Genomic DNA, 21,047 nt, shown 5'->3' on the forward strand with positions numbered 1-21,047 from the left:
AACGGCGGTGTCTCGCGTCGTCGGGTGATTATCACCTTTCCCGAAGCGATACCGGCGAAGGAACGTGACCCGCAGCGGTTGGATAAAATCAGTGGGGAGTTGGCAGTCATTGTCCAACACTTGATGCAACACTTTGCCAACCCGAACGATGCCCGTGAGTTGCTGCAGGCGCAACAGAGTTCGGAGGAAGCATTAGCCATTAAGCCGCAATCAGACCCGTTAATGGACTTCTGCGGTTACCTGACGACCCTGAGTACCCCGGTGGGCATGTTAATGGGGGAACGGCAATATCAGACCGGCCAATCCACGCCGTTACCTCTATCACGCTTACTTGTCATTTATGGAGGCGCGTGGGCATCAAAATACCATGAACCTGACCTCATTCGGGTTAGCCGTGCCACAAACGCTCAGGGAGCATGAGCTGACGTTGCTTAAACGCAGAACCAATCAGGGTATGCAAACCAACCTGACGTTGAGTGAGGATTGTGAGGCTGACTGGTTGCCCAAGTGTGATATTGCATGATATGTCGTTGACGCTCGGTGTGGCCGATCAATCGGCAGTTATTGATCTGCCGAACCCATTGGACGTCCGTTGCTGAGGTTGCCTATAGTGGCAGTGGACAAGATACACACGGCAACACCAGGGCATTATACAGGCCATACCGTGGCTGACATTATAAAAGCAGTACCCCAAACCGGCCCAGGCCGGTTTTTTGTCTCTTTAATTCACATACGGCAAACGACGCGACGTGAACAGTAAAGAGAGTGAGGGTGTTTAATTTTTAATTAAGTTAATACTTAACCGTTTTTCAGAAAAAATGGCATGCCTGCTGAGGTACGATAACTGGACTGACTCCTAATACGATGGCAGTTACACAGTATTATTTACAGGGTCGGATGCATCTAATCCCGTGAGCAGTTCGTTATCCGCAAGCACCGTAACTCAGTATCGTGGGGTGGTCATTCCACACGAAGCGATGCCTGACTGATGGGGGAAATCCTGGACCTTCTCCCCCACGTCTTTCGAACGGTGAGATGACATACGGAGTGCGCCTGTATCAGTAATTGACAGGCAATGTTCGAATACTAATTAAGCGACCTTTATGAATATTTATATACTCTCCAAGTTGTAATTCAGCCAAAATCTTTAAAACCCCACTTCGTGACAAACCCGTCCTTTGATGAATAAACTGCTGCACATTGATCGATTGTCTCGCTTCTTCCGGCAATGACATCAATTCTGCCAGCTTATGTCTCACCATCGTATAGGAATCAACAGCGACGAGCTGACGATCGCGCAAGGTAAGTTGCTGTACAAAATAGGTCATAACCTGAGCAACTTCAGGCCATAGTCCCGCCATGGATATCTTTTCATGCAGCGTTTCAACCAATACAAGATTACCGCTGCAAGGGCTATCTGCGATGAGTTCAAAATAACTCGGGTAATGAAACAACTCGGTTAAACCAAAAATGAATGGCGCGGTATCTGTTGCAAATAGCAACATGTCCTCACGTCTTGTCAGCGTAAAATCACCATTTTCAATAAAAAAAACACATTTCACATCAGATAGTTGAGTTCGATTTTTTGGCAGTTTCTCCCCCTTATCAAGATAAAAAGGGGTACCTCCTTTAGCAAGCATCTTGCATAGATGTTTGAAGATCCCTTCCGGTTTTGCTGCTAATGCGAATATATTGTCTGATTGAAAGGCGTATTTTACTGACATCTCATTGATCCTTAAAGATATTCTTGTATGCTATTTACTATCAACTGAAGAGATAACATTAACTATCCATATGAATCGAAAATCATTCCTGCCCTTTAAATACCTGAGTAAATCACTGTGATTTTCGAGTTCAATAAACTAAAGTAATAAATGGAAAGTAACTGTGCTCATGTTATTTAAAAACTCCTCATAAGTATTTTATAACACACTAATTTTACAATGTTTTATTATAATTTCCGGGTAATGTTCCATCCTCAATGAAGCAGTAGAGATGGCGTTATTTTACACCCAGTCGAAAGCACTACTATTGCTATAGAGCAGTTCTACAGCCCCCCCCCATAAAATGTGATTATGAATGGGCATGATGAAGAATTTGACTACTCATGCAGTGCATATGACTAAAATAGTATTAATTATATATCAATTATCGTCCTCACTTACCGATGTATGCAATAGGCCTAAACGATTATCCGTTAATTGCTTTGATATCGTTGCTATGCAACTTTTTTATAAATCAGCGCCTAAATAGGTTACGAATTGTAACCCATATGTTCAAAACTGATTTGTTAAGCACCTGTTGAAATTTGAAATTTATTATTATGATTGTATCACTTAACTGGTGCACACTAGCTACTCGTTTCTTTTGTTTCTGTGCATTGGGTCACGCTATGTGGGCAGAGCATTAAAACGATGTAACAGCCTTGTAATACATAATCGGAGAGCTGTTTTTATACCGTTATACTTTCTACTGTAATGTACGTGAAATAATAATCGTTGAATATTACTTAAATTTCAACAGCTTACAACATTGTCTAAAAATGGATTGTCAATTTATTTGACTCAAAAAATATAATATTGAAATATTACATTTAGATTATTGCTTAGCAGGCAGATTATTTTATATTGTAAAAACATCACCTCACCTTTTCGTATGTTTGAGATAAACGTGAGTTGATACTAGCCATGCCAAATATCGATACGAGAAATGCAAAATTTATGTTCAATAATACATATTTAACCAAATTATTAACCAGTATCGAACCGATGTCATTTGGGAGAAAAATGGCCACTTTAGCAACTCCAGGCAATGTAAATGGTGACACTCTTGGTTTTTCTGGACATAGGGCTAGATCTCCAACATCTACCCAAACAGCTCAAATTCACAATATCGAGACACACAATCTAAAACGGTTGAGGGTCGTGCCAAAGCCGATCCATGTAGCATTAAAATGGAGGGTAAGGATGTTCAGTAACAGTAACTATGCGATTGTTGCAGAGAGCGATCTGCAATTGCTGGCTATGCCATCTGCCCCTTCGACAACGCCATCTAAAATTAATGACATATTGTAAGGCGTTTAATCTCTTTCAAAAACTCTTTGCTGCCTCGACATGGTTTCCACGTCTCAATTGAGAAAGGCTCCCTATAAAACTACTTCGCAGAAGCTAAACACAATCAGAATATGACGTGAAAAATAAATGGTATTTTTATAAAAATAGGGAAAAAAACACTTTAAGAGACCAACGCGATATCGATATTAATTTTGGCATAGAAAAAACGATTCCCTACGAATAAAAAAGATCTGCAATACCTGCCAGCGTTGGCGGAGCCATGTGTGAGAGGGGTAATTCACCTGCTATTCTCTGCCCTGTAAGAAGCAGGCAGAAAAAAACACACTCTCCCAGGTAATAGCAGCTTACACCAGGCATGTAGATTTTTTCCAGGAAACTGAAAAGAGATGATGGATAGCTATATCTAAATTAGGCTTGTTTCCCGCACGTAAAGGTAACCATGGAACATCGATATCAGCACACACCATAAAAACCTTAACTGCATAATATATGAAAGAGCAACAGTATAATTTATTAATTAAATTGCTTTTTCATACCGTATCAACTATACAGAGTGCGCAAATTTTGTCGGAGACAGTAATGGAAAAAAATAGAAAATACTTAACCAAAAATGAAATTGAGCTAATACTCAAAAAAGCAAGTGAAACGCGGCATGCTGCTCGAGACTGTTGTTTGATATACATGTGTTATGTCCACGGCTTTCGTGCCAGTGAGCTCTGCCGTATCACATTACAAGATATAGATCTTATTGATGGTATCATCAATGTCCGGCGTTTAAAAAATGGCCTATCGACTATACACCCACTAATAATCCGGGAAAACGATTTACTCAAGAATTGGATAACCGAACGCGCTAAATGGCGTGATGCCGATAGCGACTGGTTATTTTTGTCGCAAAAAGGCGGGCCATTATCCCGGCAGCAATTTTATCTTCTATTAAAACGTTATGGGGAATTATCTAATATTTCCGTCCCCGTACACCCTCATATGCTCAGGCATTCCTGCGGCTATAGAATGGCGGATTTGGGAACAGATACACGATTGATTCAGGATTATTTGGGACATCGAAACATTCGCCACACTGTTCTTTACACTGCCAGTAATGCAGAGCGATTTAAGGGCGTTTGGCAAAAAGAAAATGACAATAACAATACACTTTGGACCAAACTGTAATATATATTTAAGATTAATTTAAAGCGTGTCAATTACTGTCTTTGTCCATTTTTGGACTTATTTGCTATGACATTGTAATAGAATAACTTTTCACGAAATTAACCTTACTCATTATTGATATCTCATGATGTTTTTCCTGCCATTTGCATGCCTTCAGGCTTTTATTCCTCCTCCGACCAAGAGTATTAACGCCCTAACCAGGGCGTTTTTTTACTCCAAAGAAAACAACCAACAAAGAACAAATAACCACAAAATATACATTTTACAGAATTTAATACCAATAATTACAATTTGGTCCAAAGTGTGTGGTTTTTTCACTGACCGAACTGTACTCAGCTTACGTCAAAAAGCCGATTTAACTGATTGTTTTTAAACGGCAATTTGCTAAGCCCGACGATTATGAAACATTTATTGGGATTAAATTTAATGAAAAAGTCTCTTTTGGTATTGATGATGACAGGCTCGGTTATGGCAGGGGCAAACATGGCACACGCAGCCGATGGCACGGTGAAATTTACCGGTAACATCATTGCTGATGCCTGTACCGTTGATACAGCGTCTAAAGACCAGACCGTTGTGTTAGGCGATGTCTCTACCAAAGCTTTTGCCGCAGCTGGTGACAAAGCATCACCGACCAAGTTCAAGATCAGACTGACGACATGCCCGACCAGTCTCACTTCCGTTACTGTGAAATTTGACGGTGTTTCCGATTCTGCCAACACCAACCTGCTGAAACTGGATTCAGCTCAGACAGCGACCGCTGTTGGCATCGAAATTGCCGACAACAACGGTGTGCCAATCCCGCTGCACACTGCTTCCCCTACCTACCCCATTGCGGCTGATCATACTGCAGATCTGACGTTCGTGGGTCGTTATGTAGCCACTGCTGCTGCCGTCGGTGCCGGTACTGCAAATGGGACCTCTCAGTTCACTATCAACTACCAGTAAAACGCAAAGCCTTACGTAAAAAACCGATGACGCATGTCATCGGTTTTATCGACGCGCAACAGATAACAGAACGGAAGAAGCATCGCCCATAGCGATGAGTTCCTGGTATCCGTTGTAGATAAGCCGTTGTTATTCGGTGATTCAGGCAATTCTTTTTAATCACAGGTTACCCAACACATGAAAAGCAGATTGAGCACAGGCATCTTTCTGGCAATAAGCATTTGGGCGGGCGTAGCGCATGCGGGTATCGTCGTGGGCGGTACTCGCGTGGTCTACAATGCTGACAAGCGCGAAACCTCTCTGTCGATCAGCAACCCGGACAAAATCCCCTATCTGATTCAGTCCTGGGCAGATGCTGACGGCCCGCTTGGCGACCATACGGAAAACCCCAAGCCGCCTTTTGTCGTCACCCCCCCTCTGTTTCGTCTCGATCCCGGCAACGAAAACCTGCTGCGCATCATCCGCGCCGGCGGCACTCTGCCGGAAGACCGCGAATCGGTGTTTTGGATGAACGTCAAGTCGATCCCATCGACATCCAGAACCGACAAAAACGTGCTGCAGATCTCCGTAAAAACACGCATCAAGCTGTTCTATCGGCCTGCAAACCTGAAGACCACCCCAGAAGAAAGCTACCAGGCAGTGAGCTTCCACCGCCAGGGTAATCAGTTGCAGGTCAGTAATCCGTCACCGTTTTACCTCTCGTTCTTCTCACTGAAAGTGGGCAACGCGCCCGTGATTACCACCAACGTGATGGTGCCGCCGAAGAGCAGCGTTGCCTATCCGATGCCATCAGCGGCGTCCGGACAGGTGGTGAGCTGGCAGGTCATCAATGATTTTGGGGGCAACAGCAAGACGATAACGTCCCCGCTGAACTGAGCCCATGCCGCAAGGCAAGCGTGATTGATGCAACACGCAACTCTTTCTTGCCCTGTATGAAGGGAGTGGGCATTGAGCAAAGATGATTTTAAAAGGTGAACATATGCCGATAATAATGACAAATGCGTACAGGCAGCAGGTTCTGGCAAGGACTCTGACATTCAGACCAGCAAAACTGGCTGTTCTGATAGCACTGATTTATACCGTACAGATGCCCGTATGGGCTGCCGACAGCTTCAACCCCAACGCCCTTGAAATCGACAACCCGTCGAAGACCCCGGTGGATCTGTCACAATTCTCCGAAACCGGTGGGCAGGCACCGGGGCGCTATCATGTCGACGTGTACATGAACGGAGAACAGCAGGATACCCTGGACGTAAACTTCATCACCGGGACCGATGGCAAACTCTATCCCGAGCTGACGCCAGCATTGCTGTCACAGTGGGGCGTTAAGGTCGCGTCGCTAAAGACGCTGATCGGCATCCCGAAAGACACCGTGCTGAAAAATTTACAGCGCTATATTCCATCAGCAACAACCCGATTCGACTTTTCCCGACAGTCACTGAATGTCACCGTGCCACAGGACAATATGAATGTGTCGGCACAAGGTGCAGTGGATCCAAAATTCTGGGATGAAGGCGTGCCCGCCCTGCTGATGGACTACAGCTTTACCGGTTCAAACGGCTGGCAGGATAGCAACGACAGCCGCAACGACAGCTATTTTCTTAATCTACGCAGTGGTATCAACCTGGGCGGCTGGCGTTTGCGCAACTACAGCACCTGGAACTACAACAACACCACGCAACGCACGGATAACAGTCGCACTGGCTACAATCAGGGCCCTGTCAATACCACGAGTCCGAACGATAGCAGCCGCAACAGGCAGAGCCATTGGGACTCGATTAACACCTATGCGCAGCACCAAATCGCCGCGATAAAAGGACAATTTACCGCAGGCGACAGCTATACGCCGTCGGACGTGTTTGACAGTGTACAGTTCCGTGGCGCCCAGATAGCCTCCGATGACAACATGCTGCCGGACAGCTTACGCGGCTTTGCCCCTACCGTACGCGGGATTGCCAACAGCAATGCCAAAGTCACCGTGAAGCAAAACGGCTCGGTGATTTACCAGACTTATGTGCCGCCAGGGGCGTTCACGATCAATGACCTCTATCCGACCTCATCGAGCGGCGACTTGCTGGTCACCATCACCGAAGCCAACGGATCTCAGCGCAGCTATATTCAGCCCTTTTCCAACGTGCCCATGATGCAGCGTGAAGGGCGTCTGAAATATGCCTTTACGGTCGGGAAATATCGGGCGCCAAACGACTATGACGAAGAGCCCATTCTGGGCCAAGGCACCGTGCTGTATGGATTGCCGCATGCGGTGACGGCATACGGTGGCTTCCAGACGTCGAACAACTACAACGCGTTGGCCCTGGGGATGGGGTTTGGGTTAGGCGAATTGGGCTCTATCTCCCTGGATGCGACCCAGGCCTACACCACGCTCGACTCCGCGGACAACAAGCAAGGGCAGTCTTATCGCTTCCAGTATTCGAAAAACATTGCCGCCACCGACTCAACGGTGACGCTGGCGGGCTATCGCTATTCGACCACGGGGTTCTACGCCTTTAGCGAAGCGATGGATAATCGGGCGCACGATGATGGGTATTTCTTCAATACCCTGGGTAACAAACGCAGCCGACTGCAAATCGACCTGACCCAGAACCTGATGGGGGGCGAATGGGGCTCGCTGTCGTTCTCCGGCTATCAGCAGGATTACTGGAATGATGGCGGATATGAACGCAGCCTCAGTGCGGGTTACAGCAATTCCTGGAACAGCGTCAGTTGGACGCTGATGTATACCTACAGCGAAAATGCCTACCCGATTGCGGGTAATAACCAGCAGCTGGCGCTGAGCATCAGCGTGCCGCTGTCGAACTGGCTGCCCAACGCGTACCTGAACAACAGCACCACCAGTGATTTGCACGGCCAGGTGCGCAACCAGGTGGGTCTGAACGGAACCCTGCTTGATGACAACAATCTGTCCTACAGCGTTGCACAGGGCTACGGCAATCATGGCGAGGGTTACAGTGGGCTTGCCAGCGCCGACTACCGCGGGACCTACGGCGAAGCAAATGCAGGCTACAACTACAGCAAAGATGCACATCAGCTGAACTACGGGCTGCAGGGTTCAGTCATTGCGCACCCGTACGGTGTGACCCTTGGCCAGCCGATGAATGGCGACATGAATGCGGTGGCGCTGGTACGTGCACCGGAAGCGAATGGCGTCAAGGTACAAAACGGCGCCGGGGTTTACACCGACTGGCGGGGTTACGCCATCGTCCCTTACCTGAGTCCATACCGACGTGCCCGTATCGGCCTGGACCCGGGTTTACTCGGGGATAATATCGACCTGAACGAAAACGTGACGTCGGTGGTCCCGACGGCGGGGGCGGTTGTGCTGGCCGATTACAAAACCCATGTGGGTGCACGGGTGTTGCTCACCCTGATGCACGGTGGCCAGGCCGTGCCGTTTGGGGCCACCGTCGCCCTGGCCGGTGACGACGGCAACGCGGCTATCGTCGGTGAGGAGGGCCAGGCCTACCTGAGCGGTTTGCCACAAAGCGGCAGCCTGGTGGCGAAATGGGGCAGCGGCGGCACGCAGCAATGCCATGGGAACTTTACGCTGCCGGCAGCGGCAGGCGAGAAGGGCAAAGCCGTGGGTGTGCAAAAAACAGTGGTTAACTGCGGGTAAAGACGATGAGACTAAACATGTTTAAGAAAATAATGAAATTAGGTCTGGGTGCCATACTGCTCCTGCTCTGGCACTCAGGGGCCTGGGCGGGGACGGGATGGTGTACGGCTAACAATGGAACACACGTATTTACGGCCCCGTTCACGTACAACTTAACCGACCCGAGTCAAAACGTCGCGGGTCGTGTTATCAAGAATGCCTATTACTGGTCGTTGCCTAGTGATTATATAGGGTCTTGTGACTGTACTTCCTCGGGTGTTACCTATTACAAGACTGACGTGCCTTTATCTGACGTTGCTTATAAAAATGGGGCTGATACTTATTATTCAGTGAATGAATATCTGGCGGTGGGCACCGATGTTTGGATCAGTGGCTATGCACAACGATGGGTATCGGTACCATTTAACGATGTAAATAATGCCTATTCATCAGGTTGCGGCGCCCAAACATTTGAGACCGGTGGTTATGGTCATGTGAATTTGTATTTTAAAAAAGCGTTTGTCGGCCAATCTGTGATCCCTTCAACCACGGTGATGCGTATTTTTGGCAGCAAAACATCAGGGAGTTATCCTGCAACGCCTCTGGCCATTGTCAATATTTCCGGCACCATTACCGTGCCGCAATCCTGCAGGATTAACGATGGCCAGGTGATCAATATTGAGTTTGGTAACATCCTGAGCAATGCCTTAAAAACCAAAGGCGCCGGGCCGACGGGGTACGCCGCGAAAGTGGAACAGCTGGCCTATGTTTGTACCAATATGGCACAAGGTGTCAAACTCAGTTTCACCTTTAAAGGGCAGGCCTCACCGGATGACAGCAATGCGCTGGCAACAAATAACCCGGATGTGGGTGTTCGCCTTGAAGATATGAGCGGTGCTGTTCTGACCCCGAACAGTGGCAAGTTATCCGCAGTGCTGGATCACGCCACACAGAAAGGCTCGACGTCGTTTAAATCGTATCCGGTCAACACCACCGGTAAAGAGCCTGCGGCCGGTGAATTTAAATCAACAGCCACGATTATTACCAATATTGAATAGTCGCGACACTAAAACAGGTTTGTTGAGGTGTGACCTCTTCATCGAGGATTTTATAATGCATGATACTAAAGTGAATATCTTACTCTACTTCGCAATAATCGTTCTGGGTCTGGCGATCTGCTTCATGTCCTTTGCAGCAGATGTGCCCGTTAATTTCCATGGGACAATCAGAACCAGTGCCTGCTCAATTGAGACTCCGACAGCATCACAAACGGTGGCGTTAGGGACCGTGAGCAACACGAGTTTAGACAAGGTCGGCGCTTTATCTTCGCCGAAGTCATTTACGCTGGGTGTTCAATGCTCTGCCAGCGCTCAGGCCACGGTGACATTTACCGGAACGGCAGACAGCAAGGATAACACGCTACTGGCGATTGACTCGGGTGCAGGAACGGCCAGCGGTGTGGCTATCTATATTGCAGACGGCCTTAATACTAAAATCAACCTTGGCACACCTTCAGCCACACAAAACCTGGTGGCAGGGAGCAATACCCTGACGTTTGTTGCACGTTATCAGTCTACCGTGCCACGGTCAGAAATAACGCCGGGTGTGGCCAACGGGACGGCACAATTTACCCTTAATTATCCTTGATAACATGAACCGCCAGGACGAAAAGCCTGGCGTTCAACATGTGATTTTCAGCGAAGGTATTATCTGGTCATTTCTCTGATTCGAAATGACCAGAGGAGATAAATATGAAATATCGAGATCATTATTCCAGCATTATCGAGCTAATTCGTAAAGATCAGGCCTTTGCTCTCGCCTATTTAAATACCGCTTTAGAAGAACTTGATGACGACGGAGGAGAAGAAGCCTTCCTCATCGCACTGAGTCACATTGTTGAAGCCAATGGGGGGGTAACGGTAATCGCTGACAAAGCACGTATTTCGAGAGAAACGCTATATCGTGCATTGTCCCCCAAAGGAAACCCAAAACTGAAGACGATATCGCGGGTTATTCACGCCTCCGGAATGAAATTCACATCGGTAACCGAAGTGGACGATTTGATGCTGTTACATGGGTAAGTGTAGATGCATTACATAGAAAATAAGGCTCTATTTCAAGACGCCTGAATAACTCCATGTTTTGGTTGGCAGCGCCCTATCTTTGCTGATAGAGCTGAGTTTATTCCGCACGAAAGATAATACACTCATGAATAAGATATTGAGCATCGCCATCATTGACAATGATAAGTTTTATACTGCCGGGTTATTTATGGCACTGTCCCTACATTTAAAAAATAAAAACATTAATGCCGAGATGCTCCCCGCGGGCTATAGTACTATAGCTGCTGATGTTATTTTCCAGGCGATATGCTGTGGGACATTCATCGCTGCTTCCACCAAGGCTAACGAATCAAACCCGTTTTACTTCGTTATTACGGATAAAAAATACGTTCATTTAAAACATTTATACCAAGGTATAAATGAATCAAACATATTATACCGAAACCAATCGGTTAATCATGTATTACAGCGAATTGAAGACGCCTTATCTTCACAAGAGTCATCATCAAAAAAGATATTACCGGCCTCTGAATATTTTATTTATGAACCCCTCACCTCACGAGAACATGAAGTTTTATTTCATCTGAAGCAAGGCAAGACACCTACTGGCGCAGCAATTAGCATGGGGATCAATGTAAAAACCATAAGCGCTCATAAACGAGCGGCAATGAAAAAATTAAACTTCAGACGTACTTGTGAACTCTTCCATTGGATGCTGCAAGGCGGTTTATCCGGTATCAGTCAAGAAAAGAAAATTAAAAATGAGTGATAACCCACTGCTTGCCACCCATCATACTGATGAACATACTTTTACTGAGCAGTTTCCCTACTCTACCTTCGACCGCCTGTCAGAAATGTTCCTCTAAAACCCGTAACCTAAATTACGGGCTTTAGAATCAACGGCACAAACCTCTTGCCACTAGTGATCCAAATACAGGTAGTGCATCCAGCTGGTCATGCGCAACAGGACTTTACGCATAATGGAAAGATGCTCAAAGTGCTCGGTATACACTGCAGTCTGCGCCGTCACGCCATCGGGCAGTTTGTCGAGTTCCTTGCTGGGGGCCAGATCAATCATCACGTAAACCCCTTCCTGTTGGGCGCCGACATTTAACCCCTGCAATGCCCCGCTAGCCTGGTAGCTGCCATCCGGTACCACCGGCAACACCCGCGTCACCGAGCCACCATAGACTTTGCCCGGCAAGCCGTTAAATACCACCTCGGCTTTATCGCCCTCGGTTAAACGCAGGATCGAGTTTTGTCGGAATACCGCTACCACCTGCCGTTTTTGCTGCGGAATAAAAATCATCACCGGCTTGAAAGGCAAACGCACCGCGGTGGTGCCCGGTCTGGCCAATACCTGGGTAACATAACCGTCGCTGGGTGCGCGAATAGTGGTTTGTTCCAGGTTATAGGTGGCCTCTGCAATTTGTGATTTCAGGCTGGCGATATGGGCATCTTCACCATTGTAGTGGCCCGAAAGCTGTTCCTTCGCCTGCTGATGCTGGGCCCTGGCGACCTGCAGCGCGGCGGATTGCGCCTGGTATTGTTGCTGCGCATGGCTGATGTCTTGCTCAGAAAAAGGGTTGACCGCCATGGTCGCGCCTTTGGCATAGCGCTGATAATCCTTGCGTGCTCGCTCATACTCGGCATTTACCCGCTGAACATTCGCGGCAGACTCATTCAATGTCGCCTGGCGCCCACGTACATCCGCCTGCGCACCGGCAAGCTCCGCCTGCAGTTTGTTGAGTCGGGCGCGGTAGCGGGTATCATCAAGGCGAAACAGAACTTCCCCTTTGCGCAGTAACACGTTGGTTTTATCGGTAACTTCAACAATCATCCCCGAGACCTGCGGGACGATCGGCACGGATATCGCGATCTTCTGCGCCCGGTAGGTATAAGGATGGTTGTAATTCATGCCCAGGATTAAGGCACCCACAATGAAAATACCGCCAAGCACCGCCGTCGGCACCGTCCATTTATTGACCGGAATACGGAACAGTTTGAATACGCCGTAGCTCAGCGCAACGTAGCTGAGAATAATTAAGAGATCCATACTGTTTGCTTAACCTTTATTGGACGACGAGCTTTGAGCGGCAACCTGCGTCTGCATACGCTGCAATTCACTTTCGAGCCGATTAATTCGTGCCTGCAGCAGATCAGGTTGATCAGCTTTGTCGCTCATTCCCCAGCCCCGTTCCGGCCGGTATAAGGTCGCCCAAATCCATAACAGTGGCCAAATGGCATGCAAAGTAAACAGGCTAACCCAGCCTGCCACATGGATAGCATCCTGATGCGGGTGCTGGCGTTTCTTGGCCAGCAGATAAGGAATATCGTGGATAATGATCACGCCGTAAAACAGAATTAAAAACACGGCGATCAATACGCCTAAAGCGAAGTAATCTAGAAACATGCGAAACCCTGGTTAATAAGGCAAACTAATTACCGACGTCTATGACGTCTTATATTCTTTAATATCATTGGCAATGGTATCTATGGCATTTTTCACATCGGCCACTTTTAACTGCGACTTTTCATTATTCAGATTCTCTCCGGACGCCTTCCTCACCACTTTGATTACCGGCTGGTTGGTTGAAGCGTCGATAAATTCACCTTCCATATAAACGGCGCTTTCCATGGTGCGGTGGCCGGTTACGCTTTGCGTTGCGGCAACCAGCAGCGTAATCGGCAGTACCTCATACACCTGTAGCCCCTTCTTCTGCGTGTCGATCGCCGTGATAGCTCCACGGAAAATCAGCGTGTTTTCACGCGGAACATCCTCCAGGGTAAAATGCGACCCCATAGCTTGCTTGAACTGCCTGTTGGTGTAACTGAGAATATTATCAAGCGCCTGCTGGCTCACCATCTCGCTAGGCTTTGGCCGTGGGAAATAGATCATCGGCTGGTAAACCAGATATTTATATTTGGAAAAATCAACGTTCTTATCCTTCCAATATAATACGTCCTTGCCGGAGGCCGATTGGCTCTTGGTAATATCATTATAATTAGGCAGAAACGTCGAGAATTTCTCTTTTTCAGTGACCGATGATGAGCAGGCGGTCAATGTTAACGCCACGGGTAAAATTATCGCGCAGGTTTTTTTCATTATAATCTTCCATGTCAATTTTAATGCATAGCAAATAATTGACCAAAAGAATACCCGCCGGTCAGTGATAAGTCATATGACAATAACGGCAAAAATGTATATCATTTTTGATATACAAACTCAGAATGGCTCACCGCGTGAAAGCAAAAGACTTCAGGATCGACGAACTCAGGATCGTTCGCACCATCGCCGAAACCGCCAGCGTCAGCAAGGCGGCACAGCTGCTGGATATGCCGCAATCCAATGTGTCGCGCACCCTGACGGCGCTGGAACGGCGACTTGGCCTTGAGATATTTCTACGCAGCCCACGAACGCTGTCTTTGACCGAGTTTGGTGAACAGTTTTTACGCCGCGCCGCTCAGCTATTGGATGAGCATAACGACCTGCTCGATATGTCCGGCACCTATAAACAAAGCCTGAACGGCATGGTGACGCTTGGCGCACCGATCGGCATCCATTCATTCCTGACCCGTTATCTACTGCCGCCGTTGCTGCGCGAGTCACCCGAACTGATCGTCGACCTGGTGACCCGCAATCCGGATGAACGTGAGAAAAAATATGGCGCGGTTTTCGACAGTGACAGCGATCTGCTGATCAGTTTCTTCCAGCCACAGAATGAAAGCCTGATCGCCCGACCACTGACCCGCTTCCGGGTGGGGCTGTTTGCATCGCCGGATTATATCGCCAACTCTCCGCTCGTGGAGCCGACTGAATTGACGCAGCATCGCTGCATCACCCTGCGGGTATTGGGCGGCAGCCGTAATACCTGGAGCTGTTACAACTCGCTGGGGCAGTTGGTCGATGTAGCGGTCAACGGCACCAGCATCTGCGACAATATTCTGCCGGCGATTGAGTTAGCCAAGCAGGGGCTGGGCATTGTTTATGCCCCTTACTACTCGGTGGCCTCGGCGCTGGAGTCCGGTTCACTGCTGCCCTGCATTGAGCGCGAACGCTGCATCGATATGCAGGCGTATCTTATTTACCGCCAACGTGGCGTGTTACCCCACCGGGTGCAGGTGATGATGGACAGCATCATGAATACCATTAAGCTGCACGAACATCGATTGGTCTAACCACCAGCAACCATTAACGCATACGGCTACCACTCCCGGCATATTATTTAAATAAACCCAGAGTCCAATTTCGGACTCTGGGCACAACCTTATGAAATAAAATAAAAACCTTCAATTTTAATATATCTTGAAACATTCGCAACCGCACTGAATTTAAATTAATGCGTAATATCGCCATGAGACAAATATAAGGAGTAGATAATGAAAAGAAGAATAAAAATGCTGATCGCCGGCATGTGTTTATTTTCCGCCGGTTCTGTTTTTGCCGCCGAAGGCTTGCAAAGCGCCAGTCGTCTGGCCGGTGTATTGGATCTGAGCCAAACACAGCGTCAGGAAATACATGTTATTCGCGATAAGGCGCAACTGCAGCTCGACAGCATCAAAACGGATAAGGTCGACAACGGCGCCATTCTGAAAGTGCTTGGCTCCTCTCAGTGGGACGAGCCAACGGTAAAAAAACGCATTGCCGAAATGGGCATTTATCAACAACAGGCGGAATATATCCGTTACCGCTACTTGTTTGACGTAATGCAAACCCTGACGCCAGAGCAGAAAACCAAACTGCAAAAAATGATCAAGTAACCCCATTCCCAGCTATACCCACTGCCAGTCATTCCCCCGGCAGTGGGTTACGCCCAGGGCAAAAAACGTTTAATTCCCCGAATTAAGCAGCCTCCCCTATACTCAGCCGGTACAACACGCATAAACTACAAGCTAACGTGCTGATTAACGGGGAATCAAGGTGACAGACAAGCCGCATGCAGCCGGGAGTGCTCCAGGCAACGACCACTTCAACGATGCGCTGCAAAAAATCATTCCGCATAAGCCAAGCGACATCATTGCTCGTCTGATGGCGGAGCTGAAACCCGAGGCCGTCGAAGTGACCGCCAGACGCTCACGCCAGTTCAGTGGTAAAAACCCTCAGGTATTCCTGCTGTTGCAGGGTGCGGTTAATCTGCATCGTCAGTCGGACGACCTGCTGATGACCACCATCTACGCGCCACATATCATCGGCCTGGCGGAGTTGCTGCACCCGGTGGGACAAACCTATCTGCATCTGGAAAAAGACTGTGAGATCCATGTGGTGGCAGGCAGCAAGGTGCTGCAAAAACTCGACCAGCACCCCATGTTATGGGCCGACGTTTCGCGCATTTTGGCTTATCAACTGCATTTCGCCAGCCTGCGTGACCTGCACTTGCTGAATAACCATGCTTATGACGCCATCCGCGGCAAGCTATTGGAATTGATCAATGCACCAGAAAGCACACGGCTCGACTATTCGGCATTGAGGTATATTCAGGAACGCACCACACTGGCTCGCAGCACCATATTAAAATGTTTGAGTGACTTGAAGACTGGCGGTTATATTGCCATGGAGAAAGGCCACCTTACTCAGGTGTTTAATTTGCCTCAGCGTTATTAAAAAAGCCGCTGGGGATGCCAGCGGCAACGGACACTACTGATATTGTCTTTCTAGCTTTCTTATTGCTTACACACAGTGGCAATAATAGAGTAATAAAATCCTATGCCCATCATTATCCGGTCCGAATTCGGACTCTTTCCTTTCTGATTATTCCGTAAAATACACCGCAATCAATCTCTTTCTGTATTTAATCAGCCGCCAGAGCGCGTTGCTATACCTTCTGGCCAACGGGATAACCATGAACAAATACGCATTATGCTTAACCGGCAGTCTGCTGCTGTGCGGCGGTCTGTTGCTTACCGGCTGCAAGGATCAAAATCCCAAATCTGCACAGCTTCCGCCGCATCCGGTCGGTGTAGTCACCTTGCGCTCTCAGCCACTGGCAATAAAAACAGAACTGCCGGGTCGCACCAATGCTTACCGCACGGCGGAAGTCCGGCCTCAGGTCAGCGGTATTATCCTCAAGCGCCAGTTTGTCGAAGGCAGTGACGTACAGGCCGGCCAATCGCTGTATCAGATCGACCCGGCCAGCTATCAGGCCGCCTGCGACAGCGCGCTGGGCGATCTGAAAAAGGCCCAGGCCAGCAGCGAAATAGCGCATCTGACCGTAAAGCGTGAACAACCGCTGCGGGCCAAAAACTACGTCAGTCCGCAGGAGTTCGACACCAGCGTGGCTCAAGCCAGACAGGCCGATGCCGATGTAATCGCCGCCCGCGCTGCACTGGAAAGCGCACGCATCAACCTGCAGTACACCAAGGTTATTGCGCCAATCTCCGGGCGCATCGGCAAATCCAGCGTCACCGAAGGTGCGCTGGTGACCTCCAGCCAGAACAGCGCGCTGGCGACGGTACAACAATTGGATCCGATGTATGTCGACGTCACCCAGTCCAGCGACGATTTCCTCAAGCTCAAACAGGCTATCGCCTCCGGTACCATTACCCACAACGGCGGCAAAGTGCCGGTCAGCCTGATCCTAAATAACGGCCAGCGCTATCAGCCTACCGGCACCCTGGAATTCTCCGACGTCACCGTTGACCAAAGCACCGGTTCCATTACCCTGCGCGCGATCATCCCTAATCCGCAGCACAGCCTGCTGCCCGGCATGTATGTCCGCGCCGAAATTGACCAGGGTCAACAGAAAAACGCGCTATTGGTACCGCAGCAAGGTATCACTCGCAACCCGCGCGGCGAAGCCACGGCGCTGATTGTCGACGCCCACAATAAAGCACAGTTACGTCAGGTGATCGCCAGCCAGGCGATTGGCGACAAATGGTTGGTGACGTCGGGGTTGCAGGCCGGCGACAAAGTGATCGTCAGCGGCCTGATGCGCCTGAAGCCGGGCATGCAGGTACGGGCAACGGAAGAGACGCCGGACACCGCTCAGGCCTTGTCTGACGTGTATCACGGTTAAGGGGCGCCAAGGCATGTCTAATTTCTTTATCAACCGCCCGATATTTGCCTGGGTCATCGCCATCATCGTCATGATGGCCGGTGCCCTGTCCATCATGAAGCTGCCGATCGCGCAGTATCCGACCATCGCGCCGCCGGCGGTCAGTATCAGCGCCACCTATCCGGGGGCCGACGCCAAGACGGTGCAGGATACGGTCACCCAGGTGATTGAGCAGAATATGAATGGCCTGGACGGCCTGATGTACATGTCGTCCAACAGTGACGCCGCCGGTAACGCCACGGTCACCCTGACCTTTGCCACCGGCACCGATCCGGACATTGCTCAGGTACAGGTGCAAAACAAGCTGCAACTGGCGATGCCGCTGCTGCCGCAGACCGTGCAGGATCAGGGGATTAACGTGCAGAAGGCCTCCAGCAGTTTCCTGATGGTGGCCGCCTTCACTTCCGACAGCAGTGCCATGACGCAGGCCGATCTGGCGGACTATGCGGTCGCCAATATCAAAGACCCGATCAGCCGTACCAGCGGCGTCGGTCAGGTACAGTTATTCGGCGCGCAATACGCCATGCGCATCTGGCTGGATCCCAACAAGCTGGATAATTACCAACTGACCAGCGAAGACGTGGTGCGTGCCATCAAGGCGCAGAATAACCAGATTGCCGGTGGCCAGCTCGGCGCCTTGCCGGCGGTACCGGGGCAGCAGCTCAACGCATCGATCATTGCCCAAACCCGCCTCAGTTCGCCGCAGCAGTTCGGTAATATCCTGCTGCGTGTCAATCAGGATGGTTCTCAGGTGCATCTACGTGACGTTGCGCGCATTGCGCTGGGCAGCGAAAACTACACCACCAGCGCCGAATACAACGGCAAACCGGCCGCCGGGCTGGGGATTAAATTAGCCACCGGCGCCAACGCGCTGGATACCGCCAACGCGGTGAAGGCTGAAATTGGTCGTCTGGAACCTTATTTCCCGGCCGGGATGCACGTGGTATATCCGTATGACACCACGCCATTCGTTAAAATCTCGATCGGTGAAGTGGTGAAAACGCTGATCGAAGCCATCATCCTGGTGTTCCTGGTGATGTCTCTGTTCCTGCAAAATCTCCGTGCCACGCTGATCCCGACCATTGCGGTGCCGGTGGTGTTGCTGGGAACCTTTGCCATTCTGGCGGCCTTCGGCTTCTCGATAAACACCCTGACAATGTTCGGTATGGTGCTGGCGATAGGCCTGTTGGTGGATGATGCCATCGTGGTGGTAGAGAACGTCGAACGGGTCATGACGGAGGAAGGATTACCGCCCAAAGAGGCCACACGCAAATCGATGGCGCAGATCCAGGGCGCACTGGTGGGCATCGCCATGGTGCTGTCGGCGGTATTTATTCCCATGGCGTTCTTCGGTGGCTCAACCGGCGCCATCTATCGCCAGTTTTCAGTCACCATCGTTTCCGCCATGGTGCTGTCGGTACTGGTGGCGATGATCCTGACGCCGGCACTGTGCGTCACGCTGTTGAAACCCGGCGTGCATGCGCCCAAAACCGGCTTCTTCGCCTGGTTTAACCGCCTGTTCGACCGCAGCACCCAACATTATCAGGGCAGCATCGGCAATATCCTCAACCATACCGGTCGTATGCTGCTGATCTACCTTCTGATTGTGATTGGTATGGCGCTGCTGTTCATCCGCTTGCCCACCGCCTTCCTGCCCGACGAGGATCAGGGGGTATTCATGAACATGATCCAACTGCCGGCCGGCGCCACCCAGCAACGCACCGAGGCCGTATTGGGCCAGGTAACCCACTACTACCTGAACAAGGAGAAGGCTAACGTCAATTCGGTCTTCACCGTTGCCGGGTTCGGCTTTAACGGCAATGGCCAGAATAACGGGTTGGCGTTTGTCAGCCTGAAGGACTGGAGCCAACGTCCAGGGGAGAAAAACAAGGTTGAGGCGATCATCAAGCGCGCCAATATGGCCTTTGCCCACACGATCAAACAAGGTATCGCCTTTGCCTTTAACCTGCCGGCGATTACCGATCTCGGCACCGCTACCGGCTTTGACTTCGAGCTGATCGACAACGGTGGTCTCGGCCATGCCGCGTTAACCAAGGCACGTAACCAGTTGCTGTTTATGGCCGCCAAATACCCTAACGTGGCAACCAAAATTCGTCCGAATGGCCTGGAGGACACGCCGCAGTTCAAGGTTGATGTCGATCAGGCCAAGGCCGAGGCGCTGGGGGTTTCGGTTGACGACATCAACCAGACGCTGTCTACCGCCTGGGGCGGCACCTACGTTAATGACTTTATCGATCGCGGTCGGGTGAAAAAGGTCTATGTGCAGGCCGATGCGCCGTACCGCATGCTGCCGGACGATCTCAACCAATGGTACGTGAAGGGTAACCGCGGCCAGATGGTACCGTTCTCCGCCTTTGCCAGCGCGCACTGGGAATACGGTTCACCACGCCTGGAGCGTTACAACGGTCTGCCTTCGATGGAAATTCTGGGTGAACCGGCCCCGGGGCGCAGTTCAGGCCAGGCGATGATGCTGATGGAAAAACTGGCGGCCAAACTGCCGAAGGGCATCGGCTATGACTGGACCGGCATGTCTTATCAGGAACGACTTTCCGGCAACCAGGCTCCCGCGCTGTACGCCATCTCGCTGGTGGTGGTGTTCCTGTGCCTGGCGGCGCTGTATGAGAGCTGGTCCATCCCGTTTGCCGTAATGCTGGTGGTGCCGCTCGGCGTGGTCGGTGCGCTGTTGGGGGCCACCTTACGCGGCCTCAATAACGACGTTTACTTCCAGGTCGGCCTGCTGACCACCATTGGCCTGTCAGCCAAAAACGCCATTCTTATCGTCGAATTCGCCAAGGATCTGATGGAGAAAGAGGGCAAACCGCTGATTGCCGCCACCCTTGAAGCCACCCGCATGCGTCTGCGTCCGATTCTGATGACCTCGCTGGCCTTTATTCTTGGCGTGCTGCCGCTGGTTCTCAGCAGCGGTGCCGGTTCCGGCGCGCAGAACGCAGTCGGCACCGGCGTCATGTTCGGCATGATCAGCGCCACCCTGTTGGCGATATTCCTGGTCCCGGTATTCTTCGTTGTCGTCCAACGTCGCTTCGGCCGTAAATAAACCGATTAACCCTGGCGGGCCGCATTGGCCCGCACTTTTTTAAAAGGT

The 21,047-nt window shown here is 50.1% G+C and carries 18 protein-coding genes and 1 pseudogene; 15 read left to right on the forward strand and 4 right to left on the reverse strand.

What is annotated here, in order from left to right:
- A pseudogene (locus SERS4_RS0119590) lies at nt 1-523 on the forward strand (primase-like DNA-binding domain-containing protein); the annotation flags it as partial.
- A 535-nt stretch (nt 524-1,058) separates the two neighbouring features.
- Here SERS4_RS0119590 and SERS4_RS25975 read toward each other — a convergent pair.
- Complete coding sequence (locus tag SERS4_RS25975) at nt 1,059-1,724, reverse strand: winged helix-turn-helix transcriptional regulator (protein WP_017893735.1); 666 nt, start codon at nt 1,722-1,724, stop codon at nt 1,059-1,061.
- Between the two features lie 963 nt (nt 1,725-2,687).
- Between SERS4_RS25975 and SERS4_RS27090 the strand changes: the two genes are divergently transcribed.
- From SERS4_RS27090 to SERS4_RS0119635, 9 genes are all read left to right on the forward strand, one after another.
- Nucleotides 2,688-3,074, forward strand: coding sequence for a hypothetical protein (locus SERS4_RS27090; RefSeq protein ID WP_156816660.1), 387 nt, complete (start codon nt 2,688-2,690; stop codon nt 3,072-3,074).
- Between the two features lie 579 nt (nt 3,075-3,653).
- On the forward strand, nt 3,654-4,247 hold the full coding sequence (locus tag SERS4_RS0119600) for a tyrosine-type DNA invertase (RefSeq protein WP_026142496.1): 594 nt from the start codon (nt 3,654-3,656) through the stop codon (nt 4,245-4,247).
- 426 nt (nt 4,248-4,673) lie between these two features.
- Nucleotides 4,674-5,195 (forward strand): fimbrial protein, encoded by a 522-nt coding sequence (locus tag SERS4_RS0119605; RefSeq protein ID WP_026142497.1) that lies wholly within the window; start codon nt 4,674-4,676, stop codon nt 5,193-5,195.
- A gap of 177 nt (nt 5,196-5,372) precedes the next feature.
- Complete coding sequence (locus tag SERS4_RS0119610; protein ID WP_017893739.1) at nt 5,373-6,071, forward strand: molecular chaperone; 699 nt, start codon at nt 5,373-5,375, stop codon at nt 6,069-6,071.
- Between the two features lie 115 nt (nt 6,072-6,186).
- Complete coding sequence (locus SERS4_RS25845) at nt 6,187-8,829, forward strand: fimbria/pilus outer membrane usher protein (protein ID WP_071593058.1); 2,643 nt, start codon at nt 6,187-6,189, stop codon at nt 8,827-8,829.
- 17 nt (nt 8,830-8,846) lie between these two features.
- Nucleotides 8,847-9,866 (forward strand): fimbrial protein, encoded by a 1,020-nt coding sequence (locus SERS4_RS0119620; protein ID WP_172641818.1) that lies wholly within the window; start codon nt 8,847-8,849, stop codon nt 9,864-9,866.
- Nucleotides 9,867-9,921: 55 nt separating this feature from the next.
- Nucleotides 9,922-10,455, forward strand: coding sequence for a fimbrial protein (locus SERS4_RS0119625; protein WP_017893742.1), 534 nt, complete (start codon nt 9,922-9,924; stop codon nt 10,453-10,455).
- A gap of 104 nt (nt 10,456-10,559) precedes the next feature.
- Nucleotides 10,560-10,889, forward strand: coding sequence for an addiction module antidote protein (locus SERS4_RS0119630; protein WP_017893743.1), 330 nt, complete (start codon nt 10,560-10,562; stop codon nt 10,887-10,889).
- Between the two features lie 127 nt (nt 10,890-11,016).
- Complete coding sequence (locus SERS4_RS0119635; RefSeq protein WP_017893744.1) at nt 11,017-11,640, forward strand: helix-turn-helix transcriptional regulator; 624 nt, start codon at nt 11,017-11,019, stop codon at nt 11,638-11,640.
- A 150-nt stretch (nt 11,641-11,790) separates the two neighbouring features.
- Here SERS4_RS0119635 and SERS4_RS0119640 read toward each other — a convergent pair whose 3' ends face one another.
- The 3 genes from SERS4_RS0119640 to SERS4_RS0119650 are packed head-to-tail and all read right to left on the reverse strand — an operon-like array spanning nt 11,791 to nt 13,977.
- Nucleotides 11,791-12,927, reverse strand: a complete 1,137-nt coding sequence (locus SERS4_RS0119640) for an HlyD family secretion protein (protein ID WP_017893745.1) — start codon at nt 12,925-12,927, stop codon at nt 11,791-11,793.
- Nucleotides 12,928-12,936: 9 nt separating this feature from the next.
- Complete coding sequence (locus SERS4_RS0119645; protein ID WP_012146400.1) at nt 12,937-13,284, reverse strand: DUF3302 domain-containing protein; 348 nt, start codon at nt 13,282-13,284, stop codon at nt 12,937-12,939.
- 39 nt (nt 13,285-13,323) lie between these two features.
- The gene (locus SERS4_RS0119650; RefSeq protein WP_017893746.1) at nt 13,324-13,977 is read right to left on the reverse strand and encodes a DUF3313 domain-containing protein; all 654 of its coding nucleotides are present in this window, start codon (nt 13,975-13,977) and stop codon (nt 13,324-13,326) included.
- Nucleotides 13,978-14,114: 137 nt separating this feature from the next.
- Here SERS4_RS0119650 and SERS4_RS0119655 point away from each other — a divergent pair, with 137 nt between their 5' ends.
- From SERS4_RS0119655 to SERS4_RS0119675, 5 genes are all read left to right on the forward strand, one after another.
- Nucleotides 14,115-15,050: a LysR family transcriptional regulator gene (locus SERS4_RS0119655; RefSeq protein ID WP_026142501.1), complete on the forward strand. Its 936-nt coding sequence runs from the start codon at nt 14,115-14,117 to the stop codon at nt 15,048-15,050.
- 201 nt (nt 15,051-15,251) lie between these two features.
- Nucleotides 15,252-15,632: a Spy/CpxP family protein refolding chaperone gene (locus SERS4_RS0119660; RefSeq protein WP_026142502.1), complete on the forward strand. Its 381-nt coding sequence runs from the start codon at nt 15,252-15,254 to the stop codon at nt 15,630-15,632.
- A gap of 160 nt (nt 15,633-15,792) precedes the next feature.
- Nucleotides 15,793-16,473 carry a helix-turn-helix domain-containing protein gene (locus tag SERS4_RS0119665; protein WP_012146404.1) on the forward strand — a complete coding sequence of 227 codons (681 nt, stop codon included), beginning with the start codon at nt 15,793-15,795 and terminating at the stop codon, nt 16,471-16,473.
- Between the two features lie 232 nt (nt 16,474-16,705).
- Nucleotides 16,706-17,884 carry an efflux RND transporter periplasmic adaptor subunit gene (locus tag SERS4_RS0119670; protein WP_371257927.1) on the forward strand — a complete coding sequence of 393 codons (1,179 nt, stop codon included), beginning with the start codon at nt 16,706-16,708 and terminating at the stop codon, nt 17,882-17,884.
- A gap of 13 nt (nt 17,885-17,897) precedes the next feature.
- Nucleotides 17,898-20,999, forward strand: coding sequence for an efflux RND transporter permease subunit (locus SERS4_RS0119675; RefSeq protein WP_017893749.1), 3,102 nt, complete (start codon nt 17,898-17,900; stop codon nt 20,997-20,999).
- Nucleotides 21,000-21,047 lie beyond the last annotated feature (48 nt).

The sequence above is a fragment of the Serratia sp. S4 genome, assembly GCF_000347995.1.
Lineage (GTDB): Bacteria > Pseudomonadota > Gammaproteobacteria > Enterobacterales > Enterobacteriaceae > Serratia > Serratia quinivorans.